The 17,749-nt window shown below is 52.7% G+C and carries 17 protein-coding genes and 7 tRNA genes; 7 read left to right on the forward strand and 17 right to left on the reverse strand.

Annotated features, from left to right (window positions below; genetic code table 11):
• The first annotated feature begins 17 nt into the window (after positions 1-17).
• Together emrA and emrB are read left to right on the forward strand one after the other, a co-directional pair.
• Positions 18-1,190 (forward strand): multidrug efflux MFS transporter periplasmic adaptor subunit EmrA, encoded by a 1,173-nt coding sequence (emrA, locus tag FDX11_RS07270; RefSeq protein ID WP_042313108.1) that lies wholly within the window; start codon positions 18-20, stop codon positions 1,188-1,190.
• Positions 1,191-1,206: 16 nt separating this feature from the next.
• The gene (gene emrB / locus FDX11_RS07275; protein ID WP_042313106.1) at positions 1,207-2,745 is read left to right on the forward strand and encodes a multidrug efflux MFS transporter permease subunit EmrB; all 1,539 of its coding nucleotides are present in this window, start codon (positions 1,207-1,209) and stop codon (positions 2,743-2,745) included.
• Between the two features lie 90 nt (positions 2,746-2,835).
• On the opposite strand, the gene luxS is transcribed toward emrB, so the two are convergent.
• From luxS to mltB, 17 genes are all read right to left on the reverse strand, one after another.
• Positions 2,836-3,351, reverse strand: coding sequence for an S-ribosylhomocysteine lyase (gene luxS / locus FDX11_RS07280; protein ID WP_006687194.1), 516 nt, complete (start codon positions 3,349-3,351; stop codon positions 2,836-2,838).
• 149 nt (positions 3,352-3,500) lie between these two features.
• Entirely contained in the window at positions 3,501-5,057 is a 1,557-nt protein-coding gene (gene gshA / locus FDX11_RS07285; RefSeq protein ID WP_042313103.1) for a glutamate--cysteine ligase, read from the reverse strand.
• A gap of 77 nt (positions 5,058-5,134) precedes the next feature.
• Positions 5,135-5,563 carry a YqaA family protein gene (locus tag FDX11_RS07290; RefSeq protein ID WP_042313100.1) on the reverse strand — a complete coding sequence of 143 codons (429 nt, stop codon included), beginning with the start codon at positions 5,561-5,563 and terminating at the stop codon, positions 5,135-5,137.
• Positions 5,560-6,126, reverse strand: a complete 567-nt coding sequence (gene yqaB, locus FDX11_RS07295) for a fructose-1-phosphate/6-phosphogluconate phosphatase (RefSeq protein WP_042313099.1) — start codon at positions 6,124-6,126, stop codon at positions 5,560-5,562. Before yqaB ends, FDX11_RS07290 begins: the two co-directional genes overlap by 4 nt.
• A 307-nt stretch (positions 6,127-6,433) precedes the next feature.
• Positions 6,434-6,510, reverse strand: a tRNA-Arg gene (locus FDX11_RS07300).
• A 32-nt stretch (positions 6,511-6,542) separates the two neighbouring features.
• Positions 6,543-6,619: transfer RNA gene (locus tag FDX11_RS07305), tRNA-Arg, on the reverse strand.
• 32 nt (positions 6,620-6,651) lie between these two features.
• Positions 6,652-6,728 (reverse strand) — tRNA-Arg (locus FDX11_RS07310).
• Positions 6,729-6,760: 32 nt separating this feature from the next.
• Positions 6,761-6,837 (reverse strand) — tRNA-Arg (locus tag FDX11_RS07315).
• 32 nt (positions 6,838-6,869) lie between these two features.
• Positions 6,870-6,946 (reverse strand) — tRNA-Arg (locus FDX11_RS07320).
• Positions 6,947-7,007: 61 nt separating this feature from the next.
• Positions 7,008-7,084: transfer RNA gene (locus tag FDX11_RS07325), tRNA-Arg, on the reverse strand.
• Between the two features lie 3 nt (positions 7,085-7,087).
• Positions 7,088-7,180: transfer RNA gene (locus FDX11_RS07330), tRNA-Ser, on the reverse strand.
• A gap of 336 nt (positions 7,181-7,516) precedes the next feature.
• On the reverse strand, positions 7,517-7,702 hold the full coding sequence (gene csrA, locus FDX11_RS07335) for a carbon storage regulator CsrA (RefSeq protein ID WP_000906486.1): 186 nt from the start codon (positions 7,700-7,702) through the stop codon (positions 7,517-7,519).
• 238 nt (positions 7,703-7,940) lie between these two features.
• Entirely contained in the window at positions 7,941-10,568 is a 2,628-nt protein-coding gene (alaS, locus tag FDX11_RS07340; protein WP_042310544.1) for an alanine--tRNA ligase, read from the reverse strand.
• A gap of 127 nt (positions 10,569-10,695) precedes the next feature.
• Positions 10,696-11,196 carry a recombination regulator RecX gene (gene recX, locus FDX11_RS07345; protein WP_061382321.1) on the reverse strand — a complete coding sequence of 167 codons (501 nt, stop codon included), beginning with the start codon at positions 11,194-11,196 and terminating at the stop codon, positions 10,696-10,698.
• Between the two features lie 73 nt (positions 11,197-11,269).
• Positions 11,270-12,334 (reverse strand): recombinase RecA, encoded by a 1,065-nt coding sequence (recA, locus tag FDX11_RS07350; protein WP_042310549.1) that lies wholly within the window; start codon positions 12,332-12,334, stop codon positions 11,270-11,272.
• Between the two features lie 92 nt (positions 12,335-12,426).
• Entirely contained in the window at positions 12,427-12,924 is a 498-nt protein-coding gene (pncC, locus tag FDX11_RS07355) for a nicotinamide-nucleotide amidase (RefSeq protein WP_061382322.1), read from the reverse strand.
• 190 nt (positions 12,925-13,114) lie between these two features.
• Positions 13,115-14,194, reverse strand: a complete 1,080-nt coding sequence (mltB, locus tag FDX11_RS07360; protein ID WP_038633043.1) for a lytic murein transglycosylase B — start codon at positions 14,192-14,194, stop codon at positions 13,115-13,117.
• A 265-nt stretch (positions 14,195-14,459) separates the two neighbouring features.
• Between mltB and srlA the strand changes: the two genes are divergently transcribed.
• The 5 genes from srlA (at position 14,460) to gutM (ending at position 17,624) form a co-directional block, all read left to right on the forward strand.
• Positions 14,460-15,023: a PTS glucitol/sorbitol transporter subunit IIC gene (gene srlA, locus FDX11_RS07365; RefSeq protein WP_003825953.1), complete on the forward strand. Its 564-nt coding sequence runs from the start codon at positions 14,460-14,462 to the stop codon at positions 15,021-15,023.
• Entirely contained in the window at positions 15,020-15,991 is a 972-nt protein-coding gene (locus tag FDX11_RS07370; RefSeq protein WP_042310556.1) for a PTS glucitol/sorbitol transporter subunit IIB, read from the forward strand. The genes srlA and FDX11_RS07370 overlap by 4 nt, the downstream gene beginning before the upstream one ends.
• A gap of 13 nt (positions 15,992-16,004) precedes the next feature.
• Positions 16,005-16,367, forward strand: coding sequence for a PTS glucitol/sorbitol transporter subunit IIA (gene srlB / locus FDX11_RS07375; RefSeq protein ID WP_042310558.1), 363 nt, complete (start codon positions 16,005-16,007; stop codon positions 16,365-16,367).
• Positions 16,368-16,384: 17 nt separating this feature from the next.
• Positions 16,385-17,164 carry a sorbitol-6-phosphate dehydrogenase gene (gene srlD / locus FDX11_RS07380; protein ID WP_006687183.1) on the forward strand — a complete coding sequence of 260 codons (780 nt, stop codon included), beginning with the start codon at positions 16,385-16,387 and terminating at the stop codon, positions 17,162-17,164.
• A gap of 100 nt (positions 17,165-17,264) precedes the next feature.
• Positions 17,265-17,624, forward strand: coding sequence for a transcriptional regulator GutM (gene gutM, locus FDX11_RS07385; RefSeq protein WP_137397692.1), 360 nt, complete (start codon positions 17,265-17,267; stop codon positions 17,622-17,624).
• Positions 17,625-17,749: the final 125 nt, after the last annotated feature.

Consider the following 17,749-nt stretch of genomic DNA (forward strand, 5'->3'; position numbering starts at 1 on the left):
AGATCGTGGAGAACAACATGAGCGCAAATGCGGAGACTCAAACCCCGCAGCAACCGGTTAAGAAGAATGGCAAACGTAAAAATGCGCTGCTCCTTCTGACCTTGCTCTTTATTATCATTGCCGTGGCATATGGGATTTATTGGTTTTTAGTACTGCGTCATGTCGAAGAGACGGACGATGCGTACGTGGCAGGGAACCAGGTTCAAATCATGGCGCAGGTATCAGGCAGCGTGACGAAAGTCTGGGCTGATAACACTGACTTTGTTAAACAAGGCGATGTGCTGGTTACCCTCGATCAGACGGATGCTAAGCAGGCATTTGAAAAAGCCAAAACGGCATTGGCTTCCAGCGTGCGCCAGACGCACCAGCTGATGATCAACAGCAAGCAGTTACAGGCAAGCATTGAAGTGCAGAAAACCGCTCTGGCACAGGCGCAAAGCGATTTTAATCGTCGCGTACCGCTGGGCAATGCGAACCTGATTGGCCGCGAAGAACTGCAACATGCGCGTGATGCCGTTGCCAGCGCTCAAGCGCAGCTTGATGTCGCAATCCAGCAATATAATGCTAACCAGGCGATGATTCTCGGCAGCAAGCTGGAAGATCAGCCTGCCGTGCAACAGGCCGCCACCGAAGTGCGCAACGCCTGGCTGGCGCTGGAACGTACCAGAATCGTCAGTCCAATGACCGGCTATGTTTCCCGTCGTTCCGTCCAGCCTGGCGCGCAAATCAGCCCAACCACGCCGCTGATGGCGGTTGTTCCGGCCACCAACCTGTGGGTCGATGCCAACTTTAAAGAAACGCAGCTTGCGCACATGCGTATCGGCCAGCCTGCGACGGTTATCAGTGATATTTACGGCGATGACGTGAAATACACCGGTAAAATTGTTGGCCTGGATATGGGTACGGGCAGCGCCTTTTCTCTCCTGCCTGCGCAAAACGCAACCGGTAACTGGATCAAAGTCGTCCAGCGTCTGCCGGTACGTATCGAACTGGATGCGCAGCAACTGGCGCAGCATCCTCTGCGGATCGGTTTGTCCACGCTGGTTACGGTGGATACCTCAAATCGCGACGGACAAATTCTGGCAAGCCAGGTCCGTACCACACCGGTATCAGAAAGTAATGCACGTGAAATCAACCTTGATCCGGTCAATAAGATGATCGAAGAGATCGTGCGGGCCAACGCGGGCTAATTCAAAGGTGCGTGTGATGCAACAGCAAAAACCGCTGGAAGGCGCGCAGCTCGTCATTATGACGATCGCGCTGTCTATGGCGACATTCATGCAGGTGCTGGACTCCACCATTGCTAACGTGGCGATCCCCACTATCGCCGGGAACCTGGGCTCTTCGCTGAGCCAGGGGACCTGGGTGATCACCTCTTTTGGGGTGGCGAACGCTATCTCTATTCCGATCACCGGCTGGCTGGCAAAGCGCGTTGGCGAAGTGAAGCTATTTATGTGGTCGACTATCGCTTTCGCCATTGCGTCGTGGGCGTGCGGTATGTCCAACAGCCTGAACATGCTGATTTTCTTCCGCGTGGTACAAGGGATTGTCGCCGGTCCATTAATTCCGCTTTCGCAAAGCCTGTTGCTGAATAATTATCCTCCCGCCAAGCGTTCCATCGCCCTCGCGCTATGGTCGATGACGGTGATTGTCGCCCCAATATGCGGCCCGATTCTTGGGGGCTATATTAGCGACAACTATCACTGGGGTTGGATATTCTTCATCAACGTGCCAATCGGCGCGGCGGTGGTATTGATGACCCTGCAAACTCTACGCGGGCGAGAAACCAAAACCGAGCAGCGACGCATTGACGCCATTGGTCTGGCATTGCTGGTCATTGGTATCGGTAGCTTGCAGATTATGCTCGACCGCGGCAAAGAGCTGGACTGGTTTGCCTCACAGGAGATTATCATCCTGACGGTGGTTGCCGTTGTCGCTATCAGCTTCCTGATCGTCTGGGAGCTTACCGACGAGCATCCGATTGTCGACCTCTCGCTGTTTAAGTCGCGAAACTTTACCATCGGCTGCTTGTGTATCAGTCTGGCCTATATGCTCTACTTCGGCGCAATCGTCCTGCTGCCGCAGCTATTGCAGGAGGTTTACGGATATACGGCAACCTGGGCCGGTCTGGCCTCCGCGCCGGTTGGGGTGATCCCGGTGATCCTGTCGCCGATAATCGGTCGCTTCGCGCATAAGCTGGATATGCGTCGGCTGGTCACTTTCAGTTTTATTATGTACGCCGTCTGTTTCTACTGGCGTGCGTGGACGTTCGAACCGGGTATGGACTTTGGCGCATCGGCCTGGCCGCAGTTTATTCAGGGTTTCGCAGTAGCCTGCTTCTTTATGCCGCTGACAACCATTACGCTGTCCGGTTTACCACCTGAACGTCTGGCTGCGGCTTCCAGCTTGTCTAACTTTACGCGAACGCTGGCAGGTTCTATCGGGACTTCCATTACCACGACAATGTGGACTAACCGTGAGTCGCTACACCATGCGCAGTTAACGGAGTCTGTTAACCCCTACAACCCAAATGCACAGGCTATGTATAACCAGCTGCAGGGATTAGGGATGAGCAAGGAGCAAGCCTCTGGCTGGCTGGCCCAACAGATAACCAATCAAGGGCTGATCATTTCCGCCAACGAAATCTTCTGGATGTCGGCGGGGATCTTCCTGGTGCTGCTTGGTCTTGTCTGGTTCGCTAAACCACCGTTTGGTGCAGGCGGCGGTGGCGGCGGCGCGCATTGATCAAAAAAGCCAGTTCAAATGAACTGGCTTTTTTATACCAGCTGGCGCCTATTATTTGTCAGCCGGATTAGATGCGTTCCTGCATGACAACTAAATATGCAGCTCCTGCAACTTCTCTTTCGGCAGCGCCAGCTCTTCATTGCTGTTCACGCGCACATCGTGCTCAAGGATATGACGGGCAATGTCCTGCGCTTCACTGAGCGAGTGCATCTGATACGTGCCGCACTGGTAAATGTTCAGCTCAGGGATCTGGTTTTGATCCTGCACTTTCAGTACGTCAGCCATCGCCGCTTTCCACGCGTCGGCAACACGCTGCTCGTCCGGGGTACCAATCAGACTCATGTAGAAGCCAGTGCGGCATCCCATCGGAGAGATATCAATAATCTCAACGCCGTTACCGTTGAGGTGGTTACGCATAAAACCTGCAAACAGGTGTTCCAGCGTGTGGATACCTTTCTCAGGCATCACTTCTTTGTTCGGAATGCAGAAACGCAGATCAAACACGGTGATTGCGTCGCCATGCGGGGTGTTCATCGTTTTTGCAACCCGGACCGCGGGAGCTTCCATCCGGGTGTGATCGACAGTAAAACTATCTAACAACGGCATTTAGCCACCTCCGATAAATTTTTTAAAAATAATCTGAACTCTTTGTTCCGGGGCGAGTCTGAGTATATGAAAGACGCGCATTTGTTATCATCATCCCTGTTTTCAGAGATGAAATTTTGGCCACTCCCGAGTGGCCTTTTTCTTTTGTATCAAGCGTGCTTTTCCAGCCACACGCTAAACGGCTCGGTATCAGCCGCTTCGATCTCCTGCTGACGACGCTTTGAAGCTTCGGTTTCAGCAATAAACTCTTCTTCCTGCACGATCTGCAACGGCTCTTCGCGCAGCAGATTGCGGTAAGCCTCACCCAACGCTTTCCCCGTACCGCCAATGCCTTCATCAATCATAGACCGTAGGATCCGGGCAGAGAAAGTCAGTTCAGGATTGTCAAAACAGGCAACCAGTTCATCACAGACCTTCTGATACTCCTCTCCCCCATCGATGCTGTCCAGCGTTTGTGCCACGCGTTTCAGATCGCGGAACAGATCTTTACCTACCTTCGGCAGCGGGAACTGCGCTGCCTCACAGCCAATGCCTAAGGTCAGGCCAGGCTTACGCCCTTCCAGAATAACGCGATTCCAGTTAGTACGCGTACATAACAGCTCATCGCTACTCATTTCCGGCGCATCGGCCAATGCGCACCAGACCATAAACAGATCGAGGAAGCGCACCTGTTGCTCGTCTACGCCGATTGGTGAGAACGGGTTAATATCCAGTGAACGTACTTCGATGTACTCAATACCGCCACGCAGAAGCGCGTCAGAAGGTGTTTCACCACGACGAGTAACGCGTTTTGGACGAATAGGCGCATACAGTTCATTTTCAATCTGCAAAACGTTGCTGTTAATTTGCAGACGCTTACCGTCCTTCTCCAGACCGATCGCCGCGTACTCCTCGGAAGGGGTTTTGATCGCGCGCTTTAATCCTGCCACATACTCATGCAAATCGTTAAACGTAATTCCGAGATTACTTTGCGACTTATTGGTATAGCCCAAATCGCTCAAACGCAGCGACGTAGCGTACGGCAGGTAATACATCCCACAGTCGGTTTTTTCAAACGGCAGGGTGGTCGGTTTTCCTTGCAGGAAGGAGGAACAAATGGCCGGAGAAGCGCCAAACAGATACGGGATGACCCAGCCAAAACGGTAATAGTTACGGATCAGACGGAAGTAACCTGCGGAGATCTTCTCTTTAGCATCTTCACCGTCCGTTACGCCGCATTTCGCCTGCCAGAAAGCCATCGGTAGCGAGAAGTTGTAATGTACGCCGGAGATGGTCTGCATCAACGCGCCGTAACGGTTTTTGAGGCCTTCACGATAAAGCGTTTTCAAACGACCGGTATTCGACGTACCGTACTGAGCCAACTCAATATCCTGACCTTCGGCAATATAGCAAGGCATGCTCAACGGCCACATACGCTCGTCACCCAGGTTTCTGGCGGTATAACGATGCAGGTCGCGCATGAACGTCAGCATTTTATGAATATCGTCGCCAGGTGGAGTAATAAACTCCAGCAGCGCTTCGGCAAAGTCCGTGGTTATCCACTTATGTGTTAGCGCTGAGCCTAACACCTCAGGATGGCCTGTCGTTGCCAATGACCCATCAGCATTAACGCGCAGCGTTTCACGCTCCAGCCCACGTTGAATCCCCTTTAACGCCTGAGGATGGTTTTCCAGCCAGGCCAGCGCCTGTGATACGTTCGGGATCAAATTGACCTCCCGCCTGTCAAAATCGTTTTAATTAGCATAATGGTATTGGTTACCCTGAAGGCTATCTCACAACACAATTAGTGCCACCACATAATGCCTTGCGTCGTAACCGCTGCGACAACAACATAGCGCAACGCCTTGCCAAGGCATAAGAAAAAGAGAACTGGGCCCCACGAGATGCGCATCCATCCAGCTAACAGGCACAGTAAATCACCCACAACCGGCATCCAGCTTAATAATAGTGTGACAGCGCCATAGCGCCGCAGCCAACCAGTGGCTTTCTCTTGCCAGCGCGATGTTTTACGCAATGGAAAGAAACGCCCAAGGATAACGTTAGTTAACCCTCCAAGGCTATTACCCATTGTTGCTGTTAAGACTAAGACCCAGGGATGACTGGCCCCAGAAACCAGCAAGGCAACCAGAACAACTTCAGAATTGCCGGGTAATAGCGTGGCGCTGAGAAAACTGCTGGCAAACAGTGACAGGAGCGATAGTCCATCACTCACAATAACCGAACATCCACGGCGTCCATCCCCGCTGCGTTCGCCGCCTGCAGTCCAAAATCGGCATCTTCAAACACGACGCAGCGCGCCGGAACAACCCCCATTCGCTCAGCACAGAGCAAGAACGTATCAGGAGCAGGCTTATGGCGTTGTACGTGATCGGCAGCAACCACAGCATCAAAATAGCGACGCAGACCAAGGTGAGCGAGCAGAGCCTCTGCAATTGCGCTTTCACTCCCCGTCCCTACCGACATAGGACGGCGACCATACCAGTCTTTCACCACTTCAACCAACGGTAAAGGCTGGACGCTATCCAGCAGCATGCTTTTTACCTTGTCCGTTTTTTCTCGTGCCAAAACATGAGGGTCAAGATCGGCATGATTCAATTCAATAACCGACTGGGCAATACGCCACGTTGGGGAACCATTGAGGGCGACCATGGCTTGTTCATCAAACCTTAGCCCATAATGGCCCAATACCTCATGCCACGCCTTACGGTGCGTAGGTTCGGTATCCAGGATGGTGCCATCCATATCAAAAATCAAACCCGCATAACGTTCGTACATCGTCTTCTCACAAGCCGAATGACCAGACGTTATTTTATCGTAATTGATTGATTTTGTCGCTGACAGCGAATTGAGGGATGTTCAGAGAGTATGTGGAAATAATTCAAGTGGGAGATGGTGCTGGCGATTATCTCGCAGACCATGAAACAACAGTTTCGCTGTTATTCAGGAGAAGATGGTGCATCCGGGAGGATTACTCACTAGTGTTCGCCCTACGGGCCGTTGCTGAAGCAACGTTATCCTCCCTGGTGCTGGCGATTATCTCGCAGACCGTGAAATAACAGTTTCGCTATTATTTAGGAGAAAATGGTGCATCCGGGAGGATTCGAACCTCCGACCGCTCGGTTCGTAGCCGAGTACTCTATCCAGCTGAGCTACGGATGCATCGGTGAAACTAGATTGGAGAAAACAAGAGATGGTGCATCCGGGAGGATTCGAACCTCCGACCGCTCGGTTCGTAGCCGAGTACTCTATCCAGCTGAGCTACGGATGCATCGGTGAAACTAGATTGGAGAAAACAAGAGATGGTGCATCCGGGAGGATTCGAACCTCCGACCGCTCGGTTCGTAGCCGAGTACTCTATCCAGCTGAGCTACGGATGCATCGGTGAAACTAGATTGGAGAAAACAAGAGATGGTGCATCCGGGAGGATTCGAACCTCCGACCGCTCGGTTCGTAGCCGAGTACTCTATCCAGCTGAGCTACGGATGCATCGGTGAAACTAGATTGGAGAAAACAAGAGATGGTGCATCCGGGAGGATTCGAACCTCCGACCGCTCGGTTCGTAGCCGAGTACTCTATCCAGCTGAGCTACGGATGCATCGGTGAAACTTGCTTTACTGCCGACATTGATACCGCTACTAAAGCGCTATCAAGTAATATGGTGCATCCGGGAGGATTCGAACCTCCGACCGCTCGGTTCGTAGCCGAGTACTCTATCCAGCTGAGCTACGGATGCAAATGGCGGTGAGGCGGGGATTCGAACCCCGGATGCAGCTTTTGACCGCATACTCCCTTAGCAGGGGAGCGCCTTCAGCCTCTCGGCCACCTCACCAACACGCCTCTTGCGAGTGCTTCGAAGAACTTCTTTCTGCTCATCGTCGCTGCGTGGCGCACATATTACTTTCTGGGACTTATAAGTCAAACAATTTTTCCAGAGCTTTTATCGTTTGCACATTTCACGCGCAATTAGTCTGCAAAAACGGCAAAAAGAGTGTTTTATCAACAGATAAATTGGCAGTTTCCTGCTGGCAATTAAGAAACAGAAAATTCGCCGGGAACGACAATATGTGTATGGGAAACGAGAAAACGAGGGAATGAAGCAGAAAAGCGAAGAAAGAAGACAACTCAATCAGGTTGCGCCTCACCAGAAAGGTGAGACGCGAAAACCTTAGTAACTGGACTGCTGGGATTTTTCAGCCTGGATACGCTGGTAGATCTCTTCACGATGGACAGAAACTTCTTTCGGGGCGTTTACGCCAATGCGTACTTGGTTGCCCTTCACCCCTAAAACTGTCACGGTGACCTCATCGCCTATCATGAGGGTCTCACCAACTCGACGAGTCAGAATCAGCATTCTTTGCTCCTTGAAAGATTAAAAGAGTCGGGTCTCTCTGTATCCCGGCATTATCCATCATATAACGCCAAAAAGTAAGCGATGACAAACACCTAAGTGTAAGCAGTCACGGCATCACATTCTGTTAAACCTAAGTTTAGCCGATATACACAACTTCAACCTGACTTTATCGTTGTCGATAGCGTTGATGCAAACGCTGCGGATTGAAGCCCGCAGCGTCGACTTACGCTTATAGTTATTACAGTTTTGCGCTGACCCAGCCTTTCACACTGGCTAACGCTGCAGGCAGAGCCGCTGCATCCGTACCACCGGCTTGCGCCATGTCCGGACGACCGCCACCCTTACCGCCTACCTGCTGAGCGACCATACCAACCAGCTCCCCTGCTTTCACACGGTCTGTCACATCCTTAGACACACCAGCAATCAGAGAAACCTTACCTTCAACTACCGTTGCCAGAACGATAACGGTAGACCCCAGTTGATTTTTCAGATCATCAACCATGGTACGCAACATTTTCGGCTCAACGTCCGCGAGTTCACTGACCAGCAGCTTCACGCCGTTGATATCAACCGCTTTGCTGGAGAGATTTGCACTCTCCTGCGCCGCAGCCTGTTCCTTCAATTGCTGCAATTCTTTTTCGAGTTGACGCGTACGTTCCAGTACAGAACGCACTTTATCACCGATATTCTGGCTATCGCCTTTCAGCAGCTGCGCGATATCGCTTAAGCGGTCGCTCTCAGCATGCACGGTTTGGATAGCGCCTTCACCGGTTACGGCTTCGATACGACGAACGCCCGCCGCCGTGCCTGACTCAGACACAATGCGGAACAGACCGATATCCCCCGTACGGCTGGCGTGAGTACCGCCACACAGTTCGGTGGAGAAATCGCCCATACTCAGAACGCGCACGTGATCATCATATTTCTCGCCAAACAGCGCCATTGCGCCTTTGGCTTTCGCCGCTTCCAGATCCATGATGTTCGTTTCAATCGGCAGGTTGCGACGAATTTGCGCATTCACCAGATCTTCAACGGCACGGATTTCCGCAGGCTTCATGGCTTCGGTATGAGAGAAGTCGAAACGCAGCACTTTATCGTTAACCAGCGAGCCTTTCTGTGCCACATGGGTGCCCAATACCTGGCGCAGCGCCGCGTGCATCAGGTGCGTTGCGGAGTGATTCAAACGGATACGCGCACGACGAGCTTCATCCACATCAGCCTGCACTGCATCGCCAATTTTCAGAGAACCCGCAGACAGTTTGCCGATATGACCAATCGCCTGGCCATATTTTTGCGTGTCGCTCACGGCAAACGCAAAGCCCGCACCTTTCAGTTCGCCCTTGTCGCCAACCTGACCACCAGATTCCGCATAGAACGGCGTCTGATCCAGTACAACAACAGCGTCCTGACCGGCGTTAATGGCGTCTACCGCTTTACCATCGACAAACAGCGCAGTCACTTTGCCGTTCAGCTCAAGATGCTCATACCCTTTAAATTCTGAAGCGCCATCAACACGAATCATCGCATTGTAGTCTGCGCCAAAGCCGCTGGCTTCACGCGCACGACGGCGCTGTTCTTCCATTGCGGCTTCAAAGCCCGCTTCGTCAACCTTGATGTTGCGCTCGCGGCAAACGTCTGCCGTCAGGTCAACCGGGAAGCCGTAGGTGTCATACAGACGGAAGGCGGTTTCGCCATCCAGCGTATCACCGGTCAGTTTTGCCAGTTCTTCGTCCAACAGTGCCAGACCACGCTCCAGCGTACGCGCGAACTGTTCTTCTTCGGTTTTCAGAACCTGCTCAACCATAGCCTGTTGACGCTGCAGTTCTTCACCTGCTGACCCCATGACTTCCACCAGCGGACCAACCAGCTTGTAGAAGAAGGTATCCTTCGCGCCCAGCATATTGCCATGACGTACCGCGCGACGAATGATACGGCGCAGCACATAGCCACGGTTTTCATTCGACGGAACAACGCCATCGGCAATCAGGAATGCGCAGGAACGGATATGGTCGGCGATAACGCGCAGCGACTTGTTGCTCAAATCGGTCGCGCCAGTAACTTTTGCCACGGATTCGATCAGTGAGCGGAACAGGTCAATTTCATAGTTGGAGTTAACGTGTTGCAGCACGGCCGCAATACGCTCCAGACCCATACCGGTATCCACGGACGGCTTCGGCAGCGGTTCCATGGTGCCGTCAGCCTGACGGTTGAACTGCATAAAGACGATGTTCCAGATCTCAATGTAGCGATCGCCATCTTCTTCTGCGCTTCCCGGAGGGCCGCCCCAAATGTGGTCGCCGTGATCGTAGAAAATTTCGGTACACGGACCGCAAGGACCGGTGTCCCCCATCTGCCAGAAGTTATCGGATGCATAGGCCGCGCCTTTGTTATCACCAATGCGGATGATACGCTCGCGCGGAATACCAACTTCTTTTTCCCAGATTTCATAGGCTTCATCGTCAGTTTCATAGACGGTGACCCACAGACGCTCTTTTGGCAGGGCAAACCAGTTTTCACCGGTCAGCAGTTCCCATGCGAATTGAATGGCGTCGTGTTTGAAATAATCGCCGAAGCTGAAGTTGCCCAGCATTTCGAAGAAGGTGTGGTGACGTGCAGTGTAACCGACGTTTTCCAGGTCGTTGTGCTTACCACCCGCACGCACGCAACGCTGCGAGGTGGTTGCGCGGGAATAATTACGCTTGTCGAGGCCAAGGAAAACATCCTTGAACTGGTTCATCCCGGCGTTGGTAAACAACAAAGTAGGGTCATTGTTCGGTACCAGGGAGCTGCTGGCAACTACCTGATGTCCTTTACTATGGAAAAAATCGAGAAACGCCTGACGGATCTCAGCGGTGCTCTTGCTCATAATTATCCTGAAGAAATCAAGCTAACGAAATGTCATTACCAGCATCGGCAGCAAACTGCGCCTCTGGCAATCGAAAAGTGGGAATAAGATAAGTTTTCTTTACTGGGAAGTAAAATCCCGTATGCGTTCAATCGTCAAAATTTCGCCATATTGCCTGAATATCTTCCATCAGATAGCCACGATAGAGCAAAAAACGCTGGACCTTTACCTTATCTGAAAAATCCACTGGTAAAGGTTCACCGTATTTCCGGATTGCCTGCTCGCGCGCAAGTACTGCCCAGTCAATTTCACACTCGCGCATGGCGCGCTCGATAGCCTCACGCGAGATCCCTTTCTGACTGAGTTCCTGCCGCACTCGCGCAGGCCCGTAGCCTTTACGGCTACGGCTGGCGATAAACTGCTGAACGAAGCGGTCATCATCCAGATAACGACTTTCAATGCACCAGGCAATGACCTTGTCGTAATCTTCCGCAGAAGCATCAATGTCTTCCGGTCCATGTTTACCCATCACCGGCGCGGCCAGCTTACGCCGCAGTTCCTGCTCGCTGTGATCGCGCATTGCCAGAATACGCACAGCGCGGTCAAGCAGTCGGGAATAAGCGGATCGGCGGGAAGTTGCATCTGTCATAGTAAACCTTCAGAAATGCAAAAGGGCTGCATGATATGCAGCCCTTTACTATTATGCGATGTAAAACAGATTATCAGAAATCTTCGTTCGTTTCTGCTACGTCTGCACCACCGTCATCAACGGAGAAATCTGGCGTTGAATCCTGGTTATTGAGCAGTAACTCGCGCAATTTCTTCTCAATTTCTTTTGCGGTTGCCGGGTTTTCTTTCAGCCAATTGGTCGCATTCGCTTTACCCTGACCGATTTTCTCACCGTTATAGCTGTACCATGCACCGGCTTTTTCAATCAACTTCTCTTTTACGCCCAGGTCAACCAGTTCGCCATAGAAGTTGATACCTTCACCGTACAGAATCTGGAATTCAGCCTGTTTAAACGGCGCGGCGATTTTGTTTTTCACGACCTTAACGCGGGTTTCGCTACCGACCACGTTGTCGCCCTCTTTCACTGCGCCAATACGGCGAATGTCCAGACGAACGGAGGCATAGAATTTCAGCGCGTTACCACCGGTAGTGGTTTCCGGGTTACCGAACATCACGCCAATTTTCATACGGATCTGGTTGATGAAAATCAGCAGCGTGTTGGACTGCTTCAGGTTACCGGCCAGCTTACGCATCGCCTGGCTCATCATACGCGCCGCAAGACCCATGTGAGAGTCGCCAATCTCGCCTTCGATTTCCGCTTTCGGCGTCAGCGCCGCCACGGAGTCGACAACGATAACGTCAACCGCGCCGGAACGCGCCAGCGCATCACAGATTTCCAGGGCTTGTTCACCGGTATCCGGCTGGGAACACAGCAGGTTGTCGATATCAACGCCAAGCTTACGGGCATAGACGGGATCCAACGCGTGTTCCGCATCAATGAACGCACAGGTTTTACCTTCGCGCTGAGCGGCGGCAATAACCTGCAGAGTCAGCGTCGTTTTACCGGAAGATTCAGGCCCGTAGATTTCGACGATACGGCCCATTGGCAAACCGCCCGCGCCCAGTGCGATATCCAGAGAAAGCGAACCAGTGGAGATGGTTTCTACATCCATGGAACGGTCTTCACCGAGGCGCATGATGGAGCCTTTACCGAATTGCTTTTCGATCTGACCCAGCGCTGCCGCCAACGCTTTCTGTTTGTTTTCGTCGATAGCCATTAATTACTCCTGTCATGCCGCTTTCGGTTTAAACCGCAAAACGTGAAAGATAATGTTCTGTTGAGGCAATTATACTGTATGCTCATACAGTATCAAGTATTTTGTAGAAATTGTTGCCACAGGGTTTGCAACGCATAGGCAGTTGCCTGCCGACGCACCGCGTCGCGGTCACCGCTGAAGCATTCCCGACGGGTAATCCCCTCGCCGCTTGCGCTGGCGAAGGCAAACCACACCGTACCCACGGGCTTGTCTTCACTTCCGCCATCCGGCCCCGCAATACCGCTGATCGATACAGCAAAGTCCGCGCGTGCCGCCTTTAGCGCGCCAATCGCCATTTCCACGACCACCGGCTCACTCACCGCGCCATGCTGGGCCAGCGTCTCTTCGCGCACGCCAATCATCTGCGCTTTGGCCTCGTTGCTGTAAGTCACGAACCCGCGTTCAAACCAGGCGGAGCTGCCAGCAATATCCGTAATGGCTTTGGCCACCCAGCCGCCGGTGCAGGATTCCGCTGTCGTAACGGTCGCCCCGCGCACTTTCAGCGCCAGGCCAACCTGCTCACTTAACTGCATCAGTTCACTGTCGGTCATTTCAGCCTCTGTCAGTTAAAAAAATATGCCGGACAAGATAGCACTTTCACAACCAATGTGGGGATGAGGAGAACGTTTTACGAGGGGGATTCCAAAAATTGATCCGTTGCAAAATAAGACCTGCCGGATGGCGATGTCAGAGCATCTTATCCGGCCTACAAGCAATATCTTACTGTAGGCCGGGGAGCGATTACTGTACGCGCGCCAGCGCTACCGCCTGACCCAGTTGCCACACGGCCATCGCGTAGTGGGTACTGTGGTTATAGCGGGTGATAGTGTAGAAGTTCGGCAGTCCGTACCAGTACTGATAACCGGTGCCAATGTCCAGGCGCAGCAGGCTGGCCTGCTGATGATTCCCCAACGACTGCTGCGGCGTCAGTCCCGCGGCGGCAAGCTGTGAAATGCTGTACTGGGTTTTAAAGCCGTTCGCCAGCCCAGGCGCCTGACCATTCGCCGGCACCGCGACCGTATCGCCTTTTACCCAGCCATGGCCTTTAAAATAGTTCGCCACGCTACCGATGGCATCTACCGGATCCCACAAGTTAATGTGTCCATCGCCATTGAAATCGACCGCATATTCTTTATAGGAAGACGGCATAAACTGGCCGTAGCCCATCGCACCGGCGAAGGAACCTTTCAAATCGAGCGGATCATCACTTTCATCTCGCGCCATCAACAGGAAAGTTTCCAGTTCGCCAGAGAAGTATTCCGCACGACGAGGATAATTAAAGGACAGCGTCGCCAGCGCATCCAGAATTCGCGTTTTGCCCATCACGCGGCCCCAGCGCGTCTCCACGCCAATAATGCCGACGATAATTTCCGGAGGAACGCCGTAGACCTGCCACGCGCGGTTCAGGGCATCTTCATATTGATTCCAGAAGGCTACGCCGTTTTGTACGTTGTCCGGGGTGATGAATTGTTTGCGATAACGCAACCATGCGCCGTTAGGTCCGGCTGGCGGTTGCGTCGTCGGCGCCTGACGGTCCATTAAACGTAATACCGAATCCAGGCGCTTGGCCTGCGACAGGATCTCCTGCAACTGCTGACGGTCAAAGCCATGCTTGTTCACCATCTTCTCGATGAACTGTTGCGCGTTCGGGTTATTGGCAAAATCGCCGCCCGTTAGCATGACATTATGCTGTGGCTCAAGCAGGAAACCGCCGGATGGCGTACCCGTAGTCGTTTGAGTCTCTGAAGGTTTAGGTTTGCTGCTACAGGCAGCAAGCAATACGAAAAGGGGAAGTAACGCTACATAACGACGCTTGAACATGAGACATCCATTAAACAAATTCAGCCTGGGAGAAGTATGGTAAAGCATCCTCCGCCATACAAGGAAGCAGTAGTCGCTCTGCTTCACAGAATTTCCCCCCTCTTGCACTTCCGACCGTCATATTTGCGAGCGCTTACGCAATAACTTTCACATTAAAATATTTATCTTTCATTTTGAGATCAAAATAACACTTTTAAATCTTTCGATCTGATTAAAATTAATTTCCGTTTGGCAAGATAACTAAAAACCCCTACAGGAGAGAATAATGATCGACACCATCACACTCGGTGCTGAGTGGTTTATCGGGCTGTTCCAGAAAGGCGGAGAGGTGTTTACCGGCATGGTGACCGGTATTCTTCCCCTACTGATTAGCCTGCTGGTCATCATGAATGCGCTGATTAACTTTATCGGCCAGCAGCGTATTGAACGTTTTGCCCAGCGCTGCGCCGGAAATCCACTGTCCCGCTATCTGCTGCTGCCGTGCATCGGCACATTTGTGTTTTGTAATCCGATGACGTTGAGCCTGGGCCGCTTTATGCCAGAAAAGTACAAGCCCAGCTATTACGCAGCGGCCTCTTATAGCTGCCATTCCATGAATGGCTTATTCCCGCACATCAACCCCGGCGAGCTGTTTGTCTATCTGGGTATCGCCAGCGGCCTGACGACGCTGGGCCTTCCGCTTGGCCCGCTGGCGGTGAGCTATTTGCTGGTCGGACTGGTGACCAACTTCTTCCGCGGCTGGGTGACCGATTTCACCACCGCCATTTTTGAGAAAAAAATGGGCATTCAACTTGAGCAGAAAGTTCATCTGGCGGGAGCAACATCATGACGCGTATTCGTATTGAAAAAGGCACCGGCGGCTGGGGCGGCCCGCTTGAACTGGATGCCGTACCAGGCAAAAAGATTGTCTATATCACTGCCGGGACTCGCCCTGCGATTGTCGACAAGCTGGCGAACCTGACCGGTTGGCAGGCCGTTGATGGTTTCAAAGAGGGCGAACCGCCGGAGAATGAAATTGCTGTGGCGATCATCGATTGCGGCGGCACGCTACGCTGTGGGATCTATCCCAAACGTCGCATACCCACGATAAATATTCACGCCACGGGGAAATCCGGTCCGCTGGCCCAGTACATTGTTGAAGATATCTATGTCTCTGGCGTGAAAGAAGAAAACATTACCGTTGTCGGGGAAGCATCCGCTGCGCCGCAGCCTGCAAGCAGCACTATCGGTCGCGATTACGACACCAGTAAAAAGATTACTGAACAAAGCGATGGTCTGTTGGCAAAAGTTGGGATGGGCATGGGATCGGCCGTTGCTGTCCTGTTCCAGGCCGGTCGCGACACTATTGATACCGTTCTGAAAACCATTCTGCCGTTTATGGCGTTCGTCTCAGCGCTGATCGGCATCATCATGGCTTCTGGTCTGGGAGACTGGATAGCCCATGGACTCGCACCGCTCGCCAGCCACCCGCTGGGACTGGTGACGCTGGCGCTGATTTGCTCTTTCCCGCTGTTGTCGCCTTTCCTCGGCCCTGGTGCGGTCATCGCCCAGGTTATCGGGGTGCTGATCGGCGTACAGATTGGCCTGGGGAACATCCCTCCCCATCTGGCGTTACCGGCCTTGTTTGCCATTAATGCGCAAGCGGCATGCGACTTTATTCCCGTGGGGTTATCGCTGGCCGAAGCGCGTCAGGACACGGTCCGCGTCGGTGTGCCATCCGTCCTGGTAAGCCGCTTCCTGACCGGCGCGCCTACCGTTCTCATCGCCTGGTTTGTATCCGGCTTTATTTACCAATAAGAGGCACTCAAAAATGACCGTGATTTATCAAACCACCATCACCCGTATCGGACAGAGTGCCCCGGACGCACTTTGCGACCAGATGTTGATTACCTTTCGTGAAGGTGCTCCAGCGGATATCGAAGAGTTTTGCTTCATCCATTGCCACGGGGAGCTGAATGGCGCTTTGCAAGCTGGACTCCAGTTTGAACTAGGCCAGCATCACTACCCGGTCACCGCCGTTGGCAGCGTAGCGGAACAGAACTTACGTGAACTGGGGCATATCACTCTACGTTTTGACGGACTCAGCGAAGCGGAATTCCCAGGCACCGTACATGTGGCGGGCCCTGTACCGGACGATATCGCGCCGGGCTGTATTTTGAAGTTTGTTGCTTAAGATTGAAGGAGAAAAAGATGAATCAGGTTGCCGTTGTCATTGGTGGAGGCCAGACCCTGGGGGCATTCCTTTGCCGTGGGCTTGCGACAGAAGGATACCGCGTTGCGGTGGTGGATATTCAAAGTGATAAAGCCGCCAACGTCGCGCAGGAGATTAACGCCGAGTTTGGCGCAGGCACAGCGTACGGTTTTGGCGCTGATGCCACCAGCGAACAGAGCGTGCTGGCACTGTCACGCGGAGTGGATGAAATATTCGGTCGCGTCGACCTGCTGGTTTACAGCGCAGGTATCGCTAAAGCCGCGTTTATCAGCGATTTTCAGCTTGGGGATTTCGACCGCTCTCTGCAGGTCAATCTGGTCGGTTACTTCCTCTGCGCCCGTGAATTCTCACGCCTGATGATCCGCGATGGCGTTCAGGGACGCATTATCCAGATCAACTCCAAATCAGGGAAAGTAGGCAGTAAACACAATTCGGGCTACAGCGCGGCAAAATTCGGCGGCGTGGGTTTAACCCAATCGCTGGCGCTGGATCTGGCGGAATACGGTATTACCGTCCATTCGCTGATGCTCGGCAACCTGTTGAAATCACCTATGTTTCAGTCATTATTGCCGCAATATGCAACCAAATTGGGCCTTAAGCCGGATGAAGTAGAGCAGTATTACATTGATAAGGTTCCGCTCAAACGCGGCTGCGATTATCAGGACGTGCTGAACATGCTGCTGTTTTATGCCAGTTCGAAAGCCTCTTACTGCACCGGACAATCGATTAACGTCACCGGCGGTCAGGTGATGTTCTAAGAGGTATGACTGCCCGGTGGCGCTGTGCTTACCGGGCCTACGAATATTATGCAGCCGGATTAGGCGCAGCCGTCATCCGGCAAAATCAAAGGAGCGCATTATGGTTTCCGCACTGATTACCGTCGCCGCCATCGTCTGGTGCCTGCAACTGGCGCTCGGTGGCTGGCAAATATCCCGCTTTAATCGCGCGTTCGATAAACTTTGTCAGCGGGGTCGGGTTGGCGTGGGTCGCTCCGGCGGACGGTTTAAACCGCGCGTGGTCGTCGCCATCGCGCTTGATGAGCAGCAGCGGGTTACCGATACGTTATTTATGAAAGGTCTGACGGTATTCGCCAGACCCGGAAAAATTGCCACGATAATGGGCAAACATCTTGATGATTTACAGCCTGATGTGATCTTTCCCCATGATCCGTTAGCGCAGAATGCACTATCATTGGCGCTTAAAATGAAATATGGGTAATTTCGTTGTGAATGCTAATAGCTTGCGAAATTATCATTTTGCAACCTATACCCTAAATAATTCGAGTTGCAGGAAGGCGGCGACGAAGCGAATCCCCAGGAGCGTACATAAGTACGTGACTGGGG

This window comes from Citrobacter sp. wls714 (genome assembly GCF_005281025.1).
Lineage (GTDB): Bacteria > Pseudomonadota > Gammaproteobacteria > Enterobacterales > Enterobacteriaceae > Citrobacter > Citrobacter werkmanii.